The organism is Campylobacter sp. 2018MI34 (genome assembly GCF_016598975.1).
Classification (GTDB): Bacteria; Campylobacterota; Campylobacteria; order Campylobacterales; family Campylobacteraceae; genus Campylobacter_D.
The window spans coordinates 1-20,420 of record NZ_JAENKS010000018.1 but is presented as its reverse complement, the minus strand read 5'-3'; the positions used below and the strand labels follow the sequence as shown (position 1 = coordinate 20,420).

The window sequence follows — 20,420 nt, the reverse complement described above, 5'->3', positions numbered from 1 at the left end:
ATAATTATTATATTTATAAAAAACGAAATTCTACAAAAAAAATGCTAATAAAAGCATAAAAATTTAAATGATATTAAATAAAAACAATTTTTTCTCTTGTATCAAAATAAATTTCACTTTGAGCTAAAATTTCATAACGTCCTTTAATAATTTTATCTAAAATAATAATAGGAGAAAGATTATAAGCACCTAATAATTTTTGACGCAAAGAAATTTCTTGTTTAATTTTTAATGGTTTTTTTAAAAAATCATTAAAATTTGCAAATCTATTTTTTAATAAAGCATTAAAATAATCAAAATCCCAAAAATTTATCTCATCTTTAAAACTCATATAAACTTGTTCATAATCTTTATCTAAACTAAATTTAATATAAGGATTTTTAAAATGAGAATAAAATAAAATATAACTTCTAACTACTTTTTTATCAATTTTTATTAAAGCTTTTAAAAGTCTATAATTTAGAAATTTTTCTCTTAAAATTTTAAAAGCAATTTTTCTCTTTTCTAATCTAGAAATTTTTTTATATAGTAAAATTCTCTCTTCTATACTAGAAGGAAGAATTTGCTTAGTAACTGGACTCATTAATTCATCAATAAAATTTTTATTTTCCTTTTGCTTTTTAAGCCCATAAATACAGCCACAATAATTTTGATGATAAAGCATATCTTTTTTTGCTAGTGCAAATTGTCTTTGTGTGCCCCCATTTTTTCTAAAATCAGGAGCTATAAATTCAATACCATAAGAAGTGCATTGTTTATTCAAAGCTTCCTCAAGTTGCTTTAAATCTTTTTTAGGACTTGTAAGAAGTGTCGTTGTTAGTTTTGTTTCACCAAGTTTTTTCGCAAATTGAGCACTTTTAAAAATTCTCAAATCAAAACAAATTGAACATCTTAATCCTTTTTCTGGTTCATTTTCATAACCACGCACTGCATTAAGCCAAGTTATATAATCATAATCACCTTTGTAAAGTTTTATTTTGAGTTTATCACAGCTTCTTTTTACATCTAAATATCTTAGCTCATACTCGCTATAAGGATGGATATTTGGATCATAAAAAAAAGCTATTAGTTTTTCATTAGGATAATATTTTTTTAATTCTTGTAAAAAAAAATGAGAATCAACACTACAACAAATATGAACTAACATAAACAAAGTTCTTCAAAAACTTTTTGTGCGTGATTTTTAGCTTTAACATTTTTATAAATTTTAATAATTTTTCCTTTTTCATCTATCACAAAAGTTGATCTTATAATACCTTCATATTCTTTTCCATAATTTTTTTTAAGTCCCCAAGCTCCATACATTTTTGAAACTTCTTTTTCGCTATCACTTAATAAAATATGTTTTAAATTATATTTTTGTATAAAATTGGTATGAGATTTAACACTATCTGGACTTATCCCTATAATCGCTGCATTTTTTTCACTAAATTTTTCATAATCCCCACTAAAATCACAAGCTTCCATTGTACAACCTGGAGTATTATCTTTTGGATAAAAATATAAAATTACTTTTTTTCCTATAAAATCTTTTAAAGAAATTTTAATTCCATCTTGATTTAATAATTCAAAAGTAGGTGCAATATCTCCTATTTTTAACTCAATCATTTTCTTCCTTTTTAATTTGTTCTACACTTTTTCCACCAAAAGCAATATCATAATTTTCAATATCTTCTAAAACAACAACTATTCTTTCTTTATTTTTACTATACTTAGTACTTAAAAGTTCTGTTACATCAGAAATCAAATTTGATTTCTGCTCTTTACTTAGCGCAGGTTTTGCAAGCTTTATAGTAACTAAAGGCATAAAAAAACTCCTTAAAAAATTTTAAATACTCAATTTCATAAATTCTAATTTCATTAGTATATTTTTGATAAAATTATAAAATCATTAAAAAAACTAAAAATTAATGATTTTATAATTTTAGATATTCAAGAAAGGAAAAAAATGCCGGCTGATTTAAATGATTATTTCAATAAAAAAAATCAGAACAATAAACAAAACTTAAATTTTAAAACCCCAGATTTTAATTTTAAAGGTTTTGGAAAATTTTCACCTATAATTTATACTATTTTAGCAATTATATTATTAATCGTTATTGCAAAACCTTTTGCTATAGTAAATTCTGGTGAAATGGGGATTAAATCAACAACTGGTAAATACAATCCTAACCCTTTAGAGCCAGGACTTCACTTTTTTTTACCCTTTGTACAAAAAATCACTATTATTGATACTAGAGTAAGACAAATCAATTATGCTTCCATAGAGGGAACTAATGAAAATTTAAATTTAGGCTCTGGTGTTATCAATAAAAATAGTATTTCTGTTTTGGATTCAAGAGGACTTCCAGTTTCAATAGATGTAACCGTTCAATATCGCTTAAACCCTTTACAAGTTCCCCAAACTATTGCTACTTGGAGTTTAAATTGGGAAAATAAAATTATCGATCCTGTTGTGCGTGATGTAGTAAGAAGTGTAGTAGGTAAATACACAGCAGAAGAATTACCTACTAATCGTAATGCTATAGCTACGCAAATTGAAGAGGGTATTAGAAAAACTATAGAAGCACAACCAAACGAACCGGTAGAACTTCGTGCTGTTCAATTAAGAGAAATCATACTTCCTTCTAAAGTCAAAGAACAAATTGAACGCGTTCAAATTGCTAAACAAGAAGCTGAAAGAACAAAATATGAAGTAGAAAGAGCCAATCAAGAGGCTTTAAAAAAAGCAGCTTTAGCTGAGGGTGAGGCTAATGCAACCATTATTAGTGCTAAAGGTAAGGCAATGGCTGTTAAGATTGAAGCAGATGCTCAAGCATATTCAAATAAAGAAATTGCTAATAGTTTAAATAATCCTTTATTAACACTTAAGCAAATAGAAACTCAAAAAGAATTTAATGAAGCTTTAAAAATTAATAAAGATGCTAAAATTTTCTTAACTCCTGGTGGTGCGGTCCCAAATATTTGGGTTGATACAAAAGATGCTAAAAAACAAAGCTCTATTAACAATTAAATACTAAAGCAAAATGCAAAATTTAAAAGAAAATTTACTATTTTATATCAACCACTTTTATTTGGTTGATTATATGTTAATTTTACTTATCTTTTTTCTCTTTATTTGCGTATTGCTTTTATGCTTTTTTTTAAGACATAGGCCAATTACTGCTTTAATTATTATTGCTTTTAATATTGTTGTTTGTTTTTTTCTTTATATATATGGCTATAGATTTATAGATTTTGAGGTAAGGAATCGCAAAACAAATATTATTCAAGAATTAAAAATTCAAAGCTCAAATTCTTTAGTTATTGATTTTGATATCAGTAATAATGCTAAAACTAATTTTAAAATTTGCAAAATTACGGCTAAAATTTATAGAATTGGTGATAAAAATAATCTAATACTTTATTATAAAAACCAATTTATACCTTATAGAATAAAAAGTATGGAGATTAAAGATCTAAAAAAAAATACAACCCAAACTCAAAGAATAACTTTTGAGAATTTTATTGACGAAAACCATACTATAAAATTAGATTCAAAGTGTTTTTAATGCATTTTACTATTTTTCATTTATTGGCTTTTATTATTTTATTTTTATGCTTTATACTTATTTGTATTATCATTTTTTTAAAAGTCAAACAAAAAGAAAGTGCGTTATTATTTTATACTATAAATACTATTTTTAGTTCTCTTTTAATTTATTCAACCTTCCTTACAATTAATCAATTTACCATCAAAGCAAGTATTGAAAAACTAAGCTATACAAGAGATTTAAGGAATGAAAATTTAATTATCAAAGGAATAGTTAAAAATTTAACCAAATTTGATATAAGAAAATGCTATCTTTATCTTAGTATGGCCGATAGAAAAGAAGCAAATAAAGATATCTTTTATGAAGAAAATCTTAAAAAAGCAAAAATGAAAAGTGATTCAGTATCACATATTATAGAAATTATTGATAAGTTACCAGGAAATACCTATAAAGAATTCTCAGCAACTATTCCTTTTCCTCCGAGTTTTTCTAATCCAGAAATCTATAATACCTTAAAATGTATCTAAGTTTTATAAAATTTAAAACTTAGATTTTTTGATTTATTTTCTACTCTCATAAGCTTTGATAATTTCATCTTTTAGATTATAAATATCTTCTAATTTTTCAATATTTTTCACACTTCCATCAGGAAAACTGACACTTTTTTTAGTTGTATTAAAATACAATCTACATATCCATTTCGTAACCTTGCCTTGATATAAAATTCCAAAATAACTCAAAGTATCTTTATAATTTATTTCATCAAGATTTGCATTAATTTGCGCAAGTATTGATTTTACTATATAAAAACCTTGTAATTCTTCTTCAGTAGTTACTATATCTTTACTCTCATCAATTTGCTCTTCATCTTCATCATCATTGATGCTTTGTAAATTATTTTTAATATTCGTAATTTTCTCATATGCTAAATCATTAATAATTTCTTTAAAAGATTTTTTTATATAATTTCTAAATTCATCTAAAACAGCACTAGTCATTCTTCTTTCTGTCATTTGTTTAGCAAAAAAACTTGTAAATTCATCGCTTGGATTTTCTATTTCATTTTTAAATATTTCTTGTATGCCTCTATAATGCTTTTTTTCCATAGCAATGCTTAAAATTTCGTCCAAATTTAAATCTGTGCAAGTAAAAAAGCGTTTTAAATCTTTAATATCCCTAGGTTTTAATTTTTCAAGATTTACTACTAAAAAAGGAGTTTTATCCATTAAATTAGTTTGGTCCATATCGGTAAAAAATCTATACTCAATTCCATTAGTAAGAATAGCAAATTTTATACTAGGACTAGCATTAAAATATCTTACAAGCTGATTATTATGATTATCTAGATTTTCAGTATGATTTTTAGCTTCGATCAGTAAAAGGTTTTGAATCTTTAAAAATTGCATAATCAACCTTTTCGCCTTTTTTAGTTCCTATATCTGCGGTGTATTCTGGCACTACAACACTAGGATTAAAAACATCATAACCTAAAACTTTTAAAAAAGGCATTATAAAAGTCATCTTAGTAGCTTCTTCAGTATTAACAAGTGCTTTGCGTTCAGCTATTGTCTCAATAATAGCATTAAGTCCATTTTCAAAATCCATTACATATCCTTTATTATATCTTAAAAATTAAAATTATATTAATTAAATATTTAGTCTTCTATTAAAGTATAATTGAAGTTTTAATAAAAATTAAAGCTTATATTTAAGCTTTAATCAAATAAATCAAACAGGCAATACGCGTATATTTGGACTTAATTCTTCTTGTAAAATATTTTCTATAGCATAAAGTGTTGATCCACTGCCACTAGAACATCCGCTACAAGCACCAAGATAGCGTATATATACATCAATAGTTCCATTTTCTGATTTTTGTATATCAATTACTTCTAAATCTCCACCATCGCCGTGTAGCATAGGACGAATTTCACTATCTAAAACAGTTTCTACGGCTTTTAATTGTTTTACTACAGTCATATCATTAAAAGCAATATCATCTTTTAAATTTCCTTGAAGTCTTTCTTTTTCCATTTCAGCTCTAGTTTGTGCTAAGATATCAACCAGATAATACTCCCTGCTCTCGTGCCCACCTGGTTTTACACAAGATTTACAAAATGCCCCTGCTTTTGTAAATTGAGTGATCTCCTCAACAGAATGCAAATCATTAAGTTTAATCACTTCTTTAATTGTTCCAAGACTTACTCTAGCACATTCACAAACTATAATTTGATCTTCAAAATCTTCTGGATTTACTCCTTTGTATTTAGCTGCTGCTTGTTTAATAACATCATAAGCCATTACAGAACAATGCATTTTTTGCGGAGGAACAGCTGGAGTTTCTGGATTATCACGCATTGCAAATTCAACGTCTAAATTTGTAATTTTAACAGCTTCATCAACTTTTTTTCCTATACAAAGCTCAGCCATAGTATCACTGCTTGCAATAGCTGTTCCACAACCAAAACTTTTAAATTTAGCATCTATGATAGTATCTGTTTTTTCATCAACAAGCCAATAAAGCCTTACAGCATCACCACAACTTTCTGCTCCAAAATCTGCAACTATCAATTTTGCATTGCGCGCTTTAGCATCTTCTTCACTAAATTCACCCATAAATTTTGGATTGTTCATTCTATCTTGAACTTTTTGAGAATATTCTTCCCAAATAGATCCACCAATTAAGCTATTTTTTCCCATAATATTTCCTTTTATTTATAATTATTTGGATTATAAGCGTATGTAGAAGAAATTGCTCTTAATCTTTGTGTTGCACTTTCAATTTGTTTTGCAACATAATCAATCTCTTCTTCTGTATTAAAACGTGATAAAGAAAGTCTTAAAGCTGTGTGAGCTAGATCATTTTCTGCTCCTATAGCTTCCATTATAGGATTGCTTTCTAATGCTTCACTTGCACAAGCTGATCCTGTGCTAGCTGCAATGCCATTTTTATTAAGATCCCAAAGCATTGCCTCCCCTTCAACTCCTTTAATACTTGCTAAAATTGTATTTGGAACTCTGTGCTCTCTTTTTCCAACTACAGAAGTATCTTTAATGGCTAAAATTTTATCTTCTAATCTATCTCTTAAACGTCTAATATGAGAATTTTCAAAATCTAGCATCATATTTGCAATACGCAAAGCTTCAGCCATAGCAACGATAAAAGCCACATTCAATGTCCCACTTCTACGTCCTCCCATATGTTCACCCCCATGCAATAAAGGAGTTAATTTTAAACCTTTTTTAATAAAAAGTCCTCCAACTCCTTTAGGACCATGGAATTTATGAGCTGAAAATGAGGCAAAGTCAACATTCATTTCTCTTAAATTTACTTTAATTTTTCCTACAGCTTGAGTAGCATCAGTATGAAATAAAGCTCCATATTGATGAGCAAGCTCTGCCATTTCTTTAATAGGAAAAATCATACCTGTTTCATTATTTGCCCACATAACACTTACCAATGCTGTTTTATCACTAATAATATTTTTTAAATCTTCAAGAGTAGAAATTCCCTCATCATTTACTGGAAGCTCTATTACTTTTACTCCTAAAGATTTTAAAAACATAGCAGCACCTATAACTGCTGGATGCTCTACGCCTGAAATAATTACTTCATTACGATCTTTATGCAAAATATAATCAAAATATACACTTTTTAAAACCCAATTAATACTTTCTGTCGCACAAGAAGTTATAACTATATCATCTAAATCGCTTGCATTTAATCCTGCATAAAGTTTATCCATAGCTTCTCTTAAAGCCGGATGAGTTTGAGAACCCCACTGGTGAAGACTATTAGGATTGCCGTACATATCTTTAAAAAAAGGTAGCATAAGCTCATAAGCGCTAGGATCAAGCATGGTAGTTGCATTATTATCTAAATATACTTTCATTTCATTCCTCTAAAATAATTAGGATATTTTTTATCTTATTAATCTTTTAAACTGATAATAGCACAATTTTATAAAATTTAAACTAAATTTTATAAAATTGCTATTCAATAATGTTAAGACATTGCATTAATGTAAGAATATAAAACTTTATTTAAATTTGCTTGTCTTTCCCTGTGTTTTAAAAAATAATTAAAGCTTTGAGTTTTTTCTTGATTAATTAAAGATAAATTTTCATTATTGTTTTGATTTTGATATTCTTGTTTTAAAGTATTAAATTCTTCAATTAAAAAATCTGTATAAATTTTAAAAATAGAGCTAGAATTTGCAAATTCTCTCAAATCCATATCTTTTTGATAGTTTATATATTGCTGAAAAAATACAGAAAGTTTTTCTTTAGAAATTGTATTTTTATCTACACCATTTACATAAAGATAAAGATCAAAACTCATTTTTTTTTCATTATTTTCCTTAATATAATCTTCAATAGACCCATCTCCTTCTAAAATTTTATATAAATTTCTATGGGAATTAAAATCAAGATTTATAGGCTTCATAAAAAAATTTAATTGTTCTTCATTTTTATTTTTTATATCTTGATAAATAAAATTAGCTAAAAGACCGGATTTTGAAACTTCTGAATTTTTATTTAAATATGGTTTAATAATTTCATTAGATGAAGTATTATTGATTGCTTTATCAAAATGAAAATTAATAATTTTATTATCAAGCATTAAGGTGTTTAAATTTTTATTCTTATCTAAAGCTGAATTTAACATCTCTTGATTTTCGTATACACGATTAACTTGTCCTAATAAATTTCCATTATCAGTTGAAAATCCTTGCATAAGTTTAGAAATTTCATCACGACTTAAATTATCATTATTATTTTCTTTAAATTCTGGATTTAAAGCTTTTAAAGAACTATAATAACTATTAAGTATATAGGGTAAATCTATTTGATTATAATTTAAATTTTCATCTTGCTTAACCATTTCTTTGGCTATACTTCTTACACTTTTAATATGAATTTGATAAGATTGTGGAATATGAGAAATTTTATTTAAATCTTCACTAAAAAAACCTTGCTCATTTATCCTAAAACCAAATTCACTTGGATAAGTTGTTTGGGTAAATTTATAATCAAAAGATGAATTTAAATCATTATTTAAATTAGTAATCTGTTCTTCACTATTTAAATTTAATAATGCACTTTTTTCATAATGAGTTAAAGCCAAATTTTGATATGGATTAGCTAAACCTATTAACATAAAAATCTCTTTTCAAAAATATTACTTAGGTTTTATAAGCAAAAGTTGTGCCAAAAAATAATTACTAAAAAGTTTAAATTCAGCGTAAAAAAAGCAAAATTTCATTAGTATTTCAAACACTATTCTTAAATTTTAAAGGAAAAATATGCCAAAAATGAAAAGCGTTAAAAGCGCAGTTAAACGCTTTAAAGTAGGTAAAAATAAAATCAAAAGAGGCTCTGCTTTTAGAAGTCATATTTTGACAAAAAAACCTGCAAAAAGAATGCGTGATCTTAGAACAGCTAAATACGTTCATAGCACAAATGTTAAAGCTGTTGAAAAGATGTTAGGAATTTAAGTTTTTGACAAAAGTCATTTAAGCTCCCCTAAATAGGGAAAGATCCATTTTGGACGCCAATTTGTAAAAAAGGAATAAATATGGCAAGAGTAAAAACAGGTATAGTAAGACGCCGCAGACATAAGAAAATTTTAAAACTAGCAAGAGGCTTTTATAGTGGTCGCCATAAACATTTTAGAAAAGCAAAAGAACAACTAGAAAGAAGTTTAGTTTATGCATATCGTGATAGACGTCGTAAAAAAAGAGATTTTCGTCGTTTATGGATTATACGCATCAATGCTGCTTGTAGATTAAATAATATTAGCTATTCTAAATTTATCAATGGTCTTAAAAAAGCAAATATAGAGCTTGATAGAAAAATTTTAGCTAATTTAGCCATGAATGATGCTAGTGCTTTTGCAAAAATTGTTCAAAACGTTAAAGAACATTTAAAATAATTTTTTAAGAGTCAATTTAATTGACTCTAACTTCTTTTTTAATATTTCTAACTTTACTCAAAAAAATAAATTCATTATTAATCAAATAGTAAATTAAAATTTAGATATAATAAAGACTTAGTGTTCATTTAACCATAATAAAAGGAATAAAAATGCAATCAAGCAATGAAGACATAAATGAAATTTTACTTAAAAGCGTAGAAACTCTTCCTCCTTTGCCTGATACAATTATAAAACTTAATGATTATATAGAAAAATCAGGTGCTAATATAGAGACAAGCAAAGTTGCTGAAATCATTTCTAATGATCCTTTGATAACAGCTAAACTTTTAAAGCTTGCTAATTCTCCTTATTATGGTTTCTCAAGAGAAATTACAACTATTAATCAAGTGATTACTTTATTAGGTATTGCAAATATTAAAAACCTTATCACTGCTGATTCTATTAAGGATAATTTTAAAGTTGATCTTACTCCCTATGGTTTAGATACTTCAGTTTTTTTAAATACTTGTAGAGAAGAAATACTTTTTATTTCAAATTGGCTTAATGAAGAAGATAAACAACTTTCTTATCTACTTGCTCCGTGCGCCTTGCTTTTAAGACTAGGTATGATTGTATTTGCTAATTTTTTAATGCAAAATAACAAGGATAAAGAATTTTTAGAATATCTTAAAAAAACAGGATTTGATGATGTAAAAGAGGCTGAAAATAAATATTTAGGAGTTGATCATATATCATTTTTAGGTTTTTTACTGCATCGTTGGAATTTTGATGAAAGTTTAGTTGAAACTATTTGCTTTATACATACTCCACATTCTGCTTCTGAAAAAATTAAAAAATCATCTTATGCTTTATCGGTTATTGATCATCTTTTTACCCCATATAATGGTGGCTCTTCTTTTAATGTCAAAACTGCTATAGCACTTCTTGAAGAAGCGAATTTGCAAGGAATTTCTTTTGATATACATAATTTTTTATCAAAATTACCTCCTAAAGCAAAAGAAAATTTAAATAAAAATTAAAAGATGATGAAAACTATCATCTTGCCACCAAATGAATTTTTAGATGATTATATCTTAAATGCCGAATTTCATAAACTTGCAAATATCTCAAAAAATGCTTATAAATTTTGGAAAAATATTAGCATTGCTAAATATCAAGGAACAAGAACGATTTTTTTGCATAAAAATTGCATTTTAAAAAAATATAAACATATTATAAAACAATGCAGTAATTTAAATGGATTTGTTCTTGCAAGCTCTTTTTGTTCTTTTACAACTTTAGCTCCTTCTCATTTAGTTAAAAAAAATAATTCTTCTATTTATAAAATTTTAGATATTAAAGAGATTTATGGAGTTAAATTTGTAAATTTAAAAGCATTTTATGATTTTTTGGGACTGGATTATCATCAATTTATCTATATAGAAAAATGCCATTTCTTTAGTCCAGCCCCTTTTGAAAAACGCATTAAAATTACTGATAGTATGTGCGTTGGATATTATTAATCTATTTCATAAAAGTCATCTTTATCCTCATCACTATACTCATAATCATCTTCATCATAATTATAGTTTTTTGGATAATCTTTATATTCTTGCTCTTCTTCTAATTCATCATAATCTACATATTCTTCATCATCGTAAGTCATATTTTCCTCCTTATAAATAATTATATAAAACTTATTTTAGCTTAAATTTTTAATCATTTTGTTATAATTTAATATTTTTATTAAGGTATATTATGAAAATCACCCATCTAGATCAAAACAATCAACCTCAAATGGTTGATGTAAGTGCAAAAGATATCACACAAAGAATTGCTACAGCAAGTGGAATTATTTTTATGAGTAAAGAAGCTTTTAATGCTATAAAACAAAATACAGCTAAAAAAGGGCCTGTTTTACAAACTGCCGTTATAGCAGCAATTATGGGTGCTAAAAAAACAAGCGAACTTATACCAATGTGTCATCCTTTAATGCTTAGTCAAATTCAAACAAATATAATAGAAAATGAAAAAGAATACTCTTTTAAATTATTAGTAAGCATTAAATGCGAAGGAAAAACAGGAGTTGAAATGGAAGCACTTACAGCAGTAAGTATAGGTTTGCTTACTATTTATGATATGGTTAAGGCTATTGATAAAACTATGCGTATTGATAATATTATTTTAGAACATAAACAAGGGGGTAAAAGTGGAGAATATAATAGATCTTAATCAAGAACCTATCATAAATTATCCTACTTATTGGGATTATAAGGTTATTTTTTATGCAGAAACAAAAGCAGAAGAAATTTTTACGGATATTTTAAAGCAAAGAGATTTTAAATTTAAACACACAAACTCAAGTAAAAATGGAAAATATCAAAGTTATTTGCTTTCTGTTTATGTAGATAGCAAAAAAGATCGTCTAAATATTTTTGAAAAATTAAAAAATAAAGCTCAATTTGTTTTATAGAAAGAAAATTTGATTATGAAAAATACTATAATTATTTTTGAAAATTCACTTTTAAATTCCCCTAAAGAAAATGTTAAAAATTTAATCGAAAAATTAGTCTTTAATCTAGTCAAAGAACAAGTAGAAAAAAATAAAAATAATTCTCAGGAAATTCTTAATCAACTTTTGATCGAATTTTTAAATTCACTTAAAAAAATTGATTTATTAAACGATGAAAATGCAACCTTACTCATAAGAACTCTCATTAAAGCAAGTATTTATGAAGAAGAAAATACTCTTTATAGCTATATCGATAAAATGGCTATTTTTAAGAGAAAAGCTGAAAATCAAAAAAATATATTAAAAAATCAAATTATTAATAATGTTTTAGAATTTGAAAAAACTTTACTGCACTCATCTTATAAAGATAAGCTACTAAGCAATATCAACGATGCAATTTTATTTGATATTGAAATGCTAGGTATTTTAAAAGAAACTGCCGAAAGTGCTTTTTTAACAACACTTGAAAAAGGAGAAGATGTTGAATTAACAAGTAGTGAAATTGCTAAAAATCTTGTATATAATGCTATTTGTGAAACAAATTTTGAAAAGGAAAGAATGCTTAAAATTTCAAGTATAGTGCTAAATACTGCCTTTGAAATAGCAAATGAATCAATAGTTTATGCTAAAGACTTATGCTTAGGAAGCATCAAAGGAACTCAAGAAGGTATTACTTTAAGTATAGAAAAATTTAAAAATTCTTTTGCCTATAAAAATTTTCAAGAAGAGATTTATATAAAAAGTAAAGAATTGATACATATAGAAGATGATTTTATTGAACTTTTAAAAATAGAGAGTAAAAAACAAAATAATCCTTCTAAAAAAATTGTTGAAAATTTATTAGAAAATGAGCTAGATAATTTATTTGCAAAACTTAAACGTTTTGCTTCAGAAAGCAGAGAGCAACTTATTTTTAATCTTAATGAACTTAAAAAAAATCCAAAAATTAATGATTTTAATAAATTCGCCCAAAGAAAATTCTATGAATTTAAACAAGAAATTTTAGAACTTGAAAAAAATAACGAAAAATTCAATGATTTAAATTCTAAAAAAGCAAAAAAACTAGGTATAAGACTTTGGGAAAAAGCAAAAAAAATAATTAGGAAAAGAAATGAAAAAAATTATTAGCATTTTTATAATACTTATCATAGCATACTTTACGCATATTTTTTATGTAGGTAAAATGAATCAAAAAATTTTTAATCTTATTACTCAAAATACAGAGTTTTATAAAATTGAAAATATCAATTTTGATCAAGGTTTTTTTAAGTCTCATATAACTTATGATATGATTTTTACTAATTTAAATAAAAATTTAAAAACTAAAATTGAATTAAATATGTATAATAATTTTTTTACTTCTAAAAATTTGGAAGGAAATTTTAGTAATCCCTTTTTAAATTCAAATGAAACTCTTGGGAAATTCGATGCAAAATTGACACTCAATGATACAAATTTTAATATTTATTTTAATGATGTGAATTTAAGCCATAAAGAAGAAGATTTTATTTTCAAAGGTCTTAAAGCAAATATTTTATTTGATAAGCAAACAAAAATTAAAAATGCTAGTTTAGATATTGAACAAATTATTATAGATTCATTTTATGAGCACATTCAAGCAAATAAAATAAGCTTTAATAATTATTTAAATTCTGCACTTAGTATTGATGAATTTTTAAATACTTTTTATGAAAGTGAGCAAGAAATTAGAATTTCTGATCTTGATATAGATAAAATTAATTTTAAAAATATTGTTTCTAAAATAGACACCAATTTAAATAATAATAAAACTTTAAATTTTAATATACTTTTAAATATTGATAATATTTCTAATGAAATTACACCAGATTCTAAAGAAGAAATTAAAGATCTTAAATTAAATTTATCTTTAAATCAAATATCAAAAGAAACTTTAGAAAATTTAAATAAAGAACTCAATCAAGGAATAAAACCAAATCTAGAATTTTATTTAACAGAATTCTTAGCATTCAATCCTAGTTTAAACATACAAGAATTTAGTTTTTCAAAAAATAAAAAAGAAATTAAAATGAATGCAAATATTCAAGCTTTCAATAGAGATTATCAAGCCAAGGCTACAATTATAAGTGATGAGATAGTTTCAAAACTATTTCCTAGCACTATTTTTATGGGTGGATTTGATGAGTATTTTATACAAAAAGATGGAAAATATGTGATGGATCTTAGTATAAGTGATACGAAAAATGATTCTCATATAAAAATTAATGGAAATGATTTAAATTTAGGAATTTCTTTAGATTGATTAATTTAAGTTTAAAATTTCGTCCTAAAAATCTAAATGAAATTTTAGGACAATATGAACTTGTAGAAATTTTTAAAAAATTCATTGCTATGCAAAAACTCCCTCATAGTATATTCTTTGGTCCAGCAGGTTGTGGAAAAACAAGTTTTGCAAGAGTAATAGCTAAAGAATTTGGACTTGATTTTTATGAATTTGATGGTGGTAATTTTAAACTCGAAGAACTTAGAAAAATACTAGAAAATTATAAAAATAGTCTTTATAAACCCTTTATTTTTATAGATGAAATACATCGTCTTAATAGAACCCAACAAGAAATGCTTTTAATTCCCATGGAAAATTATCGTTGTATTGTAATAGGAGCAAGCACAGAAAATCCTTATTTTGTATTAAGCGAAGGCATTAGAAGCCGCTCTATGCTTTTTGAGTTTAAAAGTTTAAAAACTAAAGATCTTGACTTCTTATTTTCAAAAGTTCAAAATGAATTAAAATTTAGCATTGATGAAGATGCGAAAGAATTTTTACTTAAAAGTTCAGATACAAGAGCAATGTTAAATTGGCTTGAATTTGCACTTGTTTTAGATGAAAAACATATCAGCTTAATTAATCTTAAAAAACTTAAAAATAATACTTGTAACGAAGGAGTAAATTCAAAAGATACACATTTTATTTTAATTAGTGCTTTAATTAAAAGCTTAAGAGGAAGCGATGTAGATGCTAGTCTTTATTATTTAGCTAGATTAATACAAAGTGGAGAAAATGCTGATTTTATTGCTAGACGTCTTGTAATATTTGCTAGTGAAGATATAGGCAATGCTGATCCTAATGCTTTAAATTTAGCAATTTCAACTTTACAAGCAGTTAAACATATAGGTTATCCAGAAGCTAGAATTATTTTATCGCAATGTGTAGTATATTTAGCAAGTGCCATAAAATCAAATTCAAGTTATAAAGCTATAAATCAGGCTTTAGCTTATGTAAAAAATAATCAAGCTCTAGAAATTCCAAGTTTTCTAAATAATAATCATCCAGATAAAAAAAATTATCTTTATCCTCACGATTTTGGAGGATGGGTTGAGCAAAAATATCTTAGCAAAGATTTAAAATTCTATGAAAGCAAAGGTAATGGTGAAGAAGCAAGGCTTTTAGAAAATTTAAAAAAAATGAAAAATAATCAATCAAATTAATATATTTATCTAGTATTTATAAATTCATAGCTGTATCAAAAACTAAATATATAAATTATTCTCTAAAATAAAAATTTATAAAATATAGCTTTTATTTTAGAAATTAATATTTTCAAATTTTATTATCAATAAAACTTATAATTTTGTAAATTTATGGCTAATTTATAATTGAAGTATTATTTCATCAGCTTCTTAAGTATTATCAATTAAAAAAATATTTTTTTATGTCTTTTAAGATATATCGTATTTTTAATTTCGTAAATTCTAATATAAACTATTTTGGCAATTTTATAAGCTTTTTTAGTGTTTTTATAGAATTAATCTAGAAAATGTTTCTACAAATAAACCCATTTTAATAAATAAAATCTTTTACAATTTAAAAACATTCGTATCAATATTAATTGCATAACTTTAAAAGTATTTAATCATAAATCTTTTTTAACCCTTATTTAAAATACACATTCAAATTTATCTCGTTCCTAAAATTAATAATATTTAATAAATTTATAAAAATTATTAATTTAAATTTTTTATCTGTAAAAAAGCTTTTTGGCTAAAAGTATTAAATACTTTTCTATATTTTTTTTTGCCAGCCTTTATCTACTACTAAGCTATCATATTTTCCTTTGTAACTTCCACCACTAAATCTAAAAGCGGCTAATTTACTTATAAAAACCAAGCTCGGAATTTGTAAAATATCACATAAATGAACATTACCTGTATCCACGCTAATAAAAAAGTCAATTTTTTTAGAAATACTTACTAAAGAGGCTATATTGTCATTATTAACAAATATTTTTAAGTTAGATTCTTTAATATTAATTTGTATAGGATTTGTATCAAAATTTAAAAGTATAAATAAAAAATTTCTATGATTTTTAGCTAAATTTCGAGTAAGATTTAACCAATCTTTGATAAAGAAATTTACGCCTCTATACTCACTATTATTAGAAAAAGGATTAATAGCTATAATTTTTTCATATTTTAAATTTTTTAAAAAATTTTTACTTAAACTATCATCATTGGGTAAAAAATCTTTTACTTTTGAAAAATCAATCTTTAAAATATTTTTATCATAGTGTTTAGCATTTATAGCTTTAACAAGTTTTAAGGCAATTTTGCTCATATATTTTTTACTTCTAAAATAAGGAAATGGAGTTGTAAAATAACTTGAAGTAAGAGAAATAAAATGTGGATTTACTATACATTTTTTAAGTTTAAGTTTTTTTAATTCTTTAAAAAAAGAACTTGATCTTTGAATACTTATAAAAATATCAGGATTTAATAATGATAAATCTTGAAAAAAATTACTAGAATGTAATACCTCATCAATAAAACTTAGTTTTTTTAAATCCCCCCCCCCATTCATTGCAATAAAGTACGATAAGCTTATCTTTAGGGTAAAGTTCTTTTATAGCATAAAGAGCTTTAAAACACACAAGGGTATCGCCAAAACCGCTACAATGAAACACAATTTTTCTCATTCTAAAACAACCCCTTCATTAATCACTACCTCTCCTATAATAAAAGCATCTGAATTTTCTAATACTTTACTTACATTTTTAGGTTCTACAATCATTATTAAACCAGCACCCATATTAAAACTCCTATACATCTCATCTTCTTCTACAATTTCTCCAATAGTATAAAAAATTTCAGGAGTTTTTAAATAATGTTTTTTAACTACAGCACCTATACCTCTTGGTAATACGCGTGGTAAATTTTCAACAATTCCTCCACCCGTTATATGCGCTAAAGCATTTATAAAAGGTTTTAATTTTAAATAATCTTTTACATAAATACGCGTAGGTTCTAATAATATATCAATTAGTTTTTTACCATCAATCTTATCATCAAAATTCATTTTTAATTCTTCAAATAACACCTTTCTTGCTAAAGAGTATCCATTAGAATGAAGTCCTGAACTAGGTAAAGCCAGTAATATATCTCCATTTTTAACAAACTTAACTCTATCTAGCTCATCTTCTTCAGCTATACCTACAGCAAAACCAGCTAGGTCAAAATCGTTTTTTGCATACATTCCAGGCATTTCAGCTGTCTCTCCACCTATTAAAGCACAATTTGCTTCTTTACATCCTTTAGCAATACTTGCTATAACAGCTTTTGCAACTTCAATTTCAAGTTTAGCACTTGCATAATAATCTAAAAAAAATAAAGGTGTTGCAAAATTACAAATTAAATCATTTACGCACATAGCTACCAAATCTTGGCCTATAAAATCATATTTTTTACTCTCTATGGCAAGGCGTAGTTTTGTTCCAACTCCATCTGTAGCTCCTAAAATTACAGGCTTTTTAAAACCACTTGGAATTCTAAAAGCTCCAGAAAAAGATCCAATATCCCCTATTACATTATCATTAAAAGTCTCTTTTACTATAGGCTTAATTGCTTTTACAAAAGCATTTCCCTTATCTATACTTACGCCTGCATCTTCGTATGAAATTTTCATTTATTTTCCTTTAAGAATGAAAAAGATATTTTAACGAAATAAAATTTAATAAGGTATAAGATGAAAAATGCTTTTTTTGTAACTGCTTCTATAGCTTGTGGAAAAAGTTCTTTTATCAAAATAGCTAATTCTATGGGATTTAAAAGCATAAGTGCAGATAAAATTGCTCATCAAATTTTAGATAATTTTTCAAAAGAGTTAGTAGAAATTTTTATTCCATTTAATACAGATAAACTAAGCTTAATAGAAAATAATAAAATAAACAGAAAAAATCTTGCAAAAATAGTTTTTTCAAATTTACAAGCAAAAAAAACCTTGGAAAATTTCACTCATCCTAAAATAAGAACAAAAATTTTAGAACAAATGCAAATTTTAGAATGCGAAAATAAACCTTTTTTTATAGAAGTCCCACTTTTTTTTGAAAACAAAGCTTATAAAAATTTAGGCAAGGTAATTTTAATTTATGCTTCTAAAGAATTAAGCCTAAAAAGACTTATGCAAAGAGATAATTTAAGTAAAGAAGAAGCTTTAAAAAGAATTGAAGCTTTAATGGATATTGAAAAAAAAGTTTCTTTAGCAGATTTTGTGATTAACAATGAAAGCTCTTATGAAATTTTTCAAGAAAAAAGTATAAAATTTATTGAAAAACTTTCTAAGGAAACAAATGAAATTTTATAAATACTATGCTAGTGGAAATGATTTTATAATATTTAATGCTGATAAAAAAGGAGATAAAAGTGCTCTTGCTAAAATCCTTTGCAATCGCTATGAAGGCATAGGTGCAGATGGAATGATAGCTATATTAAAGCACAATGAATTTGATTTTGAATGGGAATTTTATAACAATGATGGTAGCAAAGCTAATATGTGCGGTAATGGAGCCAGAGCCGCGGCACATTTTGCACATCATTTTAATAAAAAAAATGAAAATATTAGTTTTTTAACAGGCGCTGGTCTTATAAGAGCACAAATAAAAAATGATCTTGTTAATATAAATTTAGGAAAAATAAAATATATAAAAGAACCTTTTATATATGAAGATGAATTTTGGCAAGAATGCAATAGCGGTGTGCCACATTTAGTGCATTTTTGCAATGATATCAACCAATTTGATATTCAAAAAGCTAAATTTTTAAGAGATAAATATAATGCTAATGTAAATTATGTACAAATTATCGATAAAACAACTATGAAAGTGCGCACTTTCGAACGTGGCGTTGAAAATGAAACTTTAGCTTGTGGAACAGGAATGGGTGCTTGTTTTTATTTAGCTTTTTTAAATTCTTTAGTATATGATGAAATAAAAATAATACCTAAAAGTAATGAAGAATTAATTTTTCAGTTTAAAGATAATGAAATATTTTTTCAAGGTAAAGTGAGGTGCTGTTTTGAAGCTAATTATTATTTTATTTAGTTTTATTTTTCTTTATGGATTTGATAATTTTGAAAAAAATTATTATGAATTAGATCCTGAAAAACAAAGAGAAATATTTTTTAATAAAATGAATGAAATGTTTGACCATTCATTTGAAAATATATTAAAAGAAAGAGAATTTGTCCAAAATTTTATCAAAGAAGGGGCTAAAACAGGTTTTAGAAACCTTGATATAAATGGCTTAAAAAAACTTATAGAACTTAAAAATAAATATCGCATAAGCAATTTATTTAATTTAGATGAATATGAAAAAAAAATCAATCTTATTCCAAAATCTATGGGTATAGCACAAGCTTTAGTTGAAAGTGCAACCGCTACTAGTCGTTTTGCAAGAGAAGCAAATAATTTATTTGGGGAATGGACTTGGGGAGAAAAAGGTTTAATTCCCAACGAAAGACAAGAAGGAAAAAAACACAAAATAAGAATTTTTGACTCTTTGCAAGAAAGTGTTGATTCTTATATTCTTAATTTAAATCGTCATTTTGCTTACGAAGATTTTAGATCATTAAGACAAAGTTGTTTTATTCAGGGTAAAAATATTACAGGACTTAAAGCTGTTGAAAACTTGCACTCTTATTCAGAAAACAAAAATACTTATATAGGCATTATTAAAAAAATTATAGAAAAATATGAGCTTGAAAAATATGATAATTTAAAAACTCAAAGCCCACTTATCAAAAGGTAAAATTTCAAATTTAACCCCTTGCTCAAAAAAATTCTCTTCATTAGAAAGAGTGATAAAAAATATATGAAAAATATCAAATTCCAATGCTTTGGGTAATATTTTTTTAGCTTTAAGTTTTAATAAATCTATATCTAAAGTAGGACTTGCTATAAAAGCTATTTTGGATTCTTTTAAATAAAAAGTGAAAAATTTATTAAAATAAATATCTTCTTTAAATTTAAATAATTCATTTAAAATAAGGTTTTCAAAAAGCTTCTTAAAATCTTTTTCTATACAAAAAGCATTTTTAAAAGCAAAATCTTGAAAATAAATTTTTTTTAAAGCCTTACTATCATGCATTACATTATAAATAATATATTCATTTTCTAATTTTTTAATACTTTTATATACACTATCATTTGAA

At 25.2% G+C, this 20,420-nt stretch carries 25 protein-coding genes and 2 pseudogenes; 15 read left to right on the top strand and 12 right to left on the bottom strand.

Going from position 1 to position 20,420, the window contains the following annotated elements:
- Positions 1-73: 73 nt before the first annotated feature.
- Genes JG676_RS05760 through JG676_RS05750 form a run of 3 tightly spaced genes read right to left on the bottom strand, consistent with a single transcriptional unit; the run spans position 74 to position 1,807 of the window.
- Positions 74-1,147 carry an epoxyqueuosine reductase QueH gene (locus JG676_RS05760; RefSeq protein ID WP_200217599.1) on the bottom strand — a complete coding sequence of 358 codons (1,074 nt, stop codon included), beginning with the start codon at positions 1,145-1,147 and terminating at the stop codon, positions 74-76.
- Complete coding sequence (gene bcp, locus JG676_RS05755; RefSeq protein WP_200217605.1) at positions 1,141-1,605, bottom strand: thioredoxin-dependent thiol peroxidase; 465 nt, start codon at positions 1,603-1,605, stop codon at positions 1,141-1,143. The genes JG676_RS05760 and bcp overlap by 7 nt, the downstream gene beginning before the upstream one ends.
- Positions 1,601-1,807 carry a 4-oxalocrotonate tautomerase family protein gene (locus JG676_RS05750; RefSeq protein ID WP_200217598.1) on the bottom strand — a complete coding sequence of 69 codons (207 nt, stop codon included), beginning with the start codon at positions 1,805-1,807 and terminating at the stop codon, positions 1,601-1,603. The genes bcp and JG676_RS05750 overlap by 5 nt, the downstream gene beginning before the upstream one ends.
- Positions 1,808-1,948: 141 nt before the next feature.
- Between JG676_RS05750 and JG676_RS05745 the strand changes: the two genes are divergently transcribed.
- The 3 genes from JG676_RS05745 to JG676_RS05735 are packed head-to-tail and all read left to right on the top strand — an operon-like array spanning position 1,949 to position 4,060.
- Complete coding sequence (locus tag JG676_RS05745; RefSeq protein ID WP_200169787.1) at positions 1,949-3,013, top strand: prohibitin family protein; 1,065 nt, start codon at positions 1,949-1,951, stop codon at positions 3,011-3,013.
- A gap of 13 nt (positions 3,014-3,026) precedes the next feature.
- Positions 3,027-3,551, top strand: a complete 525-nt coding sequence (locus JG676_RS05740) for a DUF2393 family protein (protein ID WP_200217597.1) — start codon at positions 3,027-3,029, stop codon at positions 3,549-3,551.
- Positions 3,551-4,060, top strand: coding sequence for a DUF2393 family protein (locus tag JG676_RS05735; RefSeq protein WP_200217596.1), 510 nt, complete (start codon positions 3,551-3,553; stop codon positions 4,058-4,060). Before JG676_RS05740 ends, JG676_RS05735 begins: the two co-directional genes overlap by 1 nt.
- 33 nt (positions 4,061-4,093) lie before the next feature.
- On the opposite strand, the pseudogene JG676_RS05730 reads toward JG676_RS05735, so the two are convergent.
- The 4 genes and pseudogenes from JG676_RS05730 to JG676_RS05715 all read right to left on the bottom strand — a co-directional run bounded on the left by JG676_RS05730 (position 4,094) and on the right by JG676_RS05715 (position 8,694).
- Positions 4,094-5,138 (bottom strand): annotated as a pseudogene (locus JG676_RS05730) (type I restriction endonuclease).
- Positions 5,139-5,261: 123 nt separating this feature from the next.
- A complete protein-coding gene (locus JG676_RS05725) occupies positions 5,262-6,233 on the bottom strand; it encodes an iron-sulfur cluster assembly scaffold protein (protein ID WP_200169790.1) in 972 nt (323 codons plus the stop codon).
- 11 nt (positions 6,234-6,244) lie between these two features.
- A complete protein-coding gene (locus JG676_RS05720) occupies positions 6,245-7,426 on the bottom strand; it encodes a NifS family cysteine desulfurase (protein WP_200217595.1) in 1,182 nt (393 codons plus the stop codon).
- A 113-nt stretch (positions 7,427-7,539) separates the two neighbouring features.
- Positions 7,540-8,694, bottom strand: coding sequence for a hypothetical protein (locus tag JG676_RS05715; protein ID WP_200217594.1), 1,155 nt, complete (start codon positions 8,692-8,694; stop codon positions 7,540-7,542).
- Between the two features lie 145 nt (positions 8,695-8,839).
- On the opposite strand from JG676_RS05715, the gene rpmI reads away from it, so the two are divergent.
- From rpmI to JG676_RS05695, 4 genes are all read left to right on the top strand, one after another.
- Positions 8,840-9,031, top strand: coding sequence for a 50S ribosomal protein L35 (gene rpmI, locus JG676_RS05710; protein WP_002777995.1), 192 nt, complete (start codon positions 8,840-8,842; stop codon positions 9,029-9,031).
- A gap of 80 nt (positions 9,032-9,111) precedes the next feature.
- Positions 9,112-9,468, top strand: a complete 357-nt coding sequence (gene rplT / locus JG676_RS05705; RefSeq protein WP_200217593.1) for a 50S ribosomal protein L20 — start codon at positions 9,112-9,114, stop codon at positions 9,466-9,468.
- 152 nt (positions 9,469-9,620) lie between these two features.
- Positions 9,621-10,490: an HDOD domain-containing protein gene (locus JG676_RS05700; protein ID WP_200217592.1), complete on the top strand. Its 870-nt coding sequence runs from the start codon at positions 9,621-9,623 to the stop codon at positions 10,488-10,490.
- Between the two features lie 3 nt (positions 10,491-10,493).
- Entirely contained in the window at positions 10,494-10,973 is a 480-nt protein-coding gene (locus JG676_RS05695) for a cysteine permease (RefSeq protein ID WP_200169795.1), read from the top strand.
- On the opposite strand, the gene JG676_RS05690 is transcribed toward JG676_RS05695, so the two are convergent.
- Positions 10,970-11,116, bottom strand: a complete 147-nt coding sequence (locus JG676_RS05690; protein WP_200217591.1) for a highly acidic protein — start codon at positions 11,114-11,116, stop codon at positions 10,970-10,972. The two genes, JG676_RS05695 and JG676_RS05690, sit on opposite strands and share 4 nt — an antisense overlap.
- A gap of 92 nt (positions 11,117-11,208) precedes the next feature.
- On the opposite strand from JG676_RS05690, the gene moaC reads away from it, so the two are divergent.
- The 5 genes from moaC to JG676_RS05665 are packed head-to-tail and all read left to right on the top strand — an operon-like array spanning position 11,209 to position 15,427.
- Positions 11,209-11,682 (top strand): cyclic pyranopterin monophosphate synthase MoaC, encoded by a 474-nt coding sequence (gene moaC / locus JG676_RS05685; RefSeq protein WP_200169797.1) that lies wholly within the window; start codon positions 11,209-11,211, stop codon positions 11,680-11,682.
- Positions 11,660-11,923: a DUF493 family protein gene (locus tag JG676_RS05680; protein ID WP_200169798.1), complete on the top strand. Its 264-nt coding sequence runs from the start codon at positions 11,660-11,662 to the stop codon at positions 11,921-11,923. Before moaC ends, JG676_RS05680 begins: the two co-directional genes overlap by 23 nt.
- Before the next feature lie 15 nt (positions 11,924-11,938).
- Entirely contained in the window at positions 11,939-13,090 is a 1,152-nt protein-coding gene (locus JG676_RS05675) for a hypothetical protein (protein WP_200169799.1), read from the top strand.
- Positions 13,074-14,243, top strand: coding sequence for a DUF945 family protein (locus tag JG676_RS05670; protein WP_200217590.1), 1,170 nt, complete (start codon positions 13,074-13,076; stop codon positions 14,241-14,243). Before JG676_RS05675 ends, JG676_RS05670 begins: the two co-directional genes overlap by 17 nt.
- On the top strand, positions 14,243-15,427 hold the full coding sequence (locus JG676_RS05665; protein WP_200169838.1) for a replication-associated recombination protein A: 1,185 nt from the start codon (positions 14,243-14,245) through the stop codon (positions 15,425-15,427). The genes JG676_RS05670 and JG676_RS05665 overlap by 1 nt, the downstream gene beginning before the upstream one ends.
- Before the next feature lie 574 nt (positions 15,428-16,001).
- Here the strand turns inward: JG676_RS05665 and JG676_RS05660 are convergent.
- Genes JG676_RS05660 through purM form a run of 3 tightly spaced genes read right to left on the bottom strand, consistent with a single transcriptional unit; the run spans position 16,002 to position 17,897 of the window.
- Positions 16,002-16,796, bottom strand: a complete 795-nt coding sequence (locus JG676_RS05660) for a hypothetical protein (protein WP_200217589.1) — start codon at positions 16,794-16,796, stop codon at positions 16,002-16,004.
- Positions 16,756-16,911, bottom strand: a complete 156-nt coding sequence (locus tag JG676_RS05655) for a hypothetical protein (RefSeq protein ID WP_200217588.1) — start codon at positions 16,909-16,911, stop codon at positions 16,756-16,758. Before JG676_RS05655 ends, JG676_RS05660 begins: the two co-directional genes overlap by 41 nt.
- The gene (purM, locus tag JG676_RS05650) at positions 16,908-17,897 is read right to left on the bottom strand and encodes a phosphoribosylformylglycinamidine cyclo-ligase (protein ID WP_200217587.1); all 990 of its coding nucleotides are present in this window, start codon (positions 17,895-17,897) and stop codon (positions 16,908-16,910) included. Before purM ends, JG676_RS05655 begins: the two co-directional genes overlap by 4 nt.
- Before the next feature lie 60 nt (positions 17,898-17,957).
- On the opposite strand from purM, the gene coaE reads away from it, so the two are divergent.
- The 3 genes from coaE to JG676_RS05635 are packed head-to-tail and all read left to right on the top strand — an operon-like array spanning position 17,958 to position 20,017.
- Positions 17,958-18,575, top strand: a complete 618-nt coding sequence (gene coaE / locus JG676_RS05645) for a dephospho-CoA kinase (protein ID WP_200217586.1) — start codon at positions 17,958-17,960, stop codon at positions 18,573-18,575.
- Positions 18,562-19,311, top strand: a complete 750-nt coding sequence (gene dapF, locus JG676_RS05640) for a diaminopimelate epimerase (protein WP_200169805.1) — start codon at positions 18,562-18,564, stop codon at positions 19,309-19,311. Before coaE ends, dapF begins: the two co-directional genes overlap by 14 nt.
- Positions 19,286-20,017, top strand: a complete 732-nt coding sequence (locus JG676_RS05635) for a glucosaminidase domain-containing protein (protein ID WP_306464879.1) — start codon at positions 19,286-19,288, stop codon at positions 20,015-20,017. Before dapF ends, JG676_RS05635 begins: the two co-directional genes overlap by 26 nt.
- On the opposite strand, the pseudogene JG676_RS05630 reads toward JG676_RS05635, so the two are convergent.
- Positions 19,985-20,420, bottom strand: a pseudogene (locus tag JG676_RS05630) (ATP-binding protein); the annotation flags it as partial. The gene JG676_RS05635 and the pseudogene JG676_RS05630 sit on opposite strands and share 33 nt — an antisense overlap.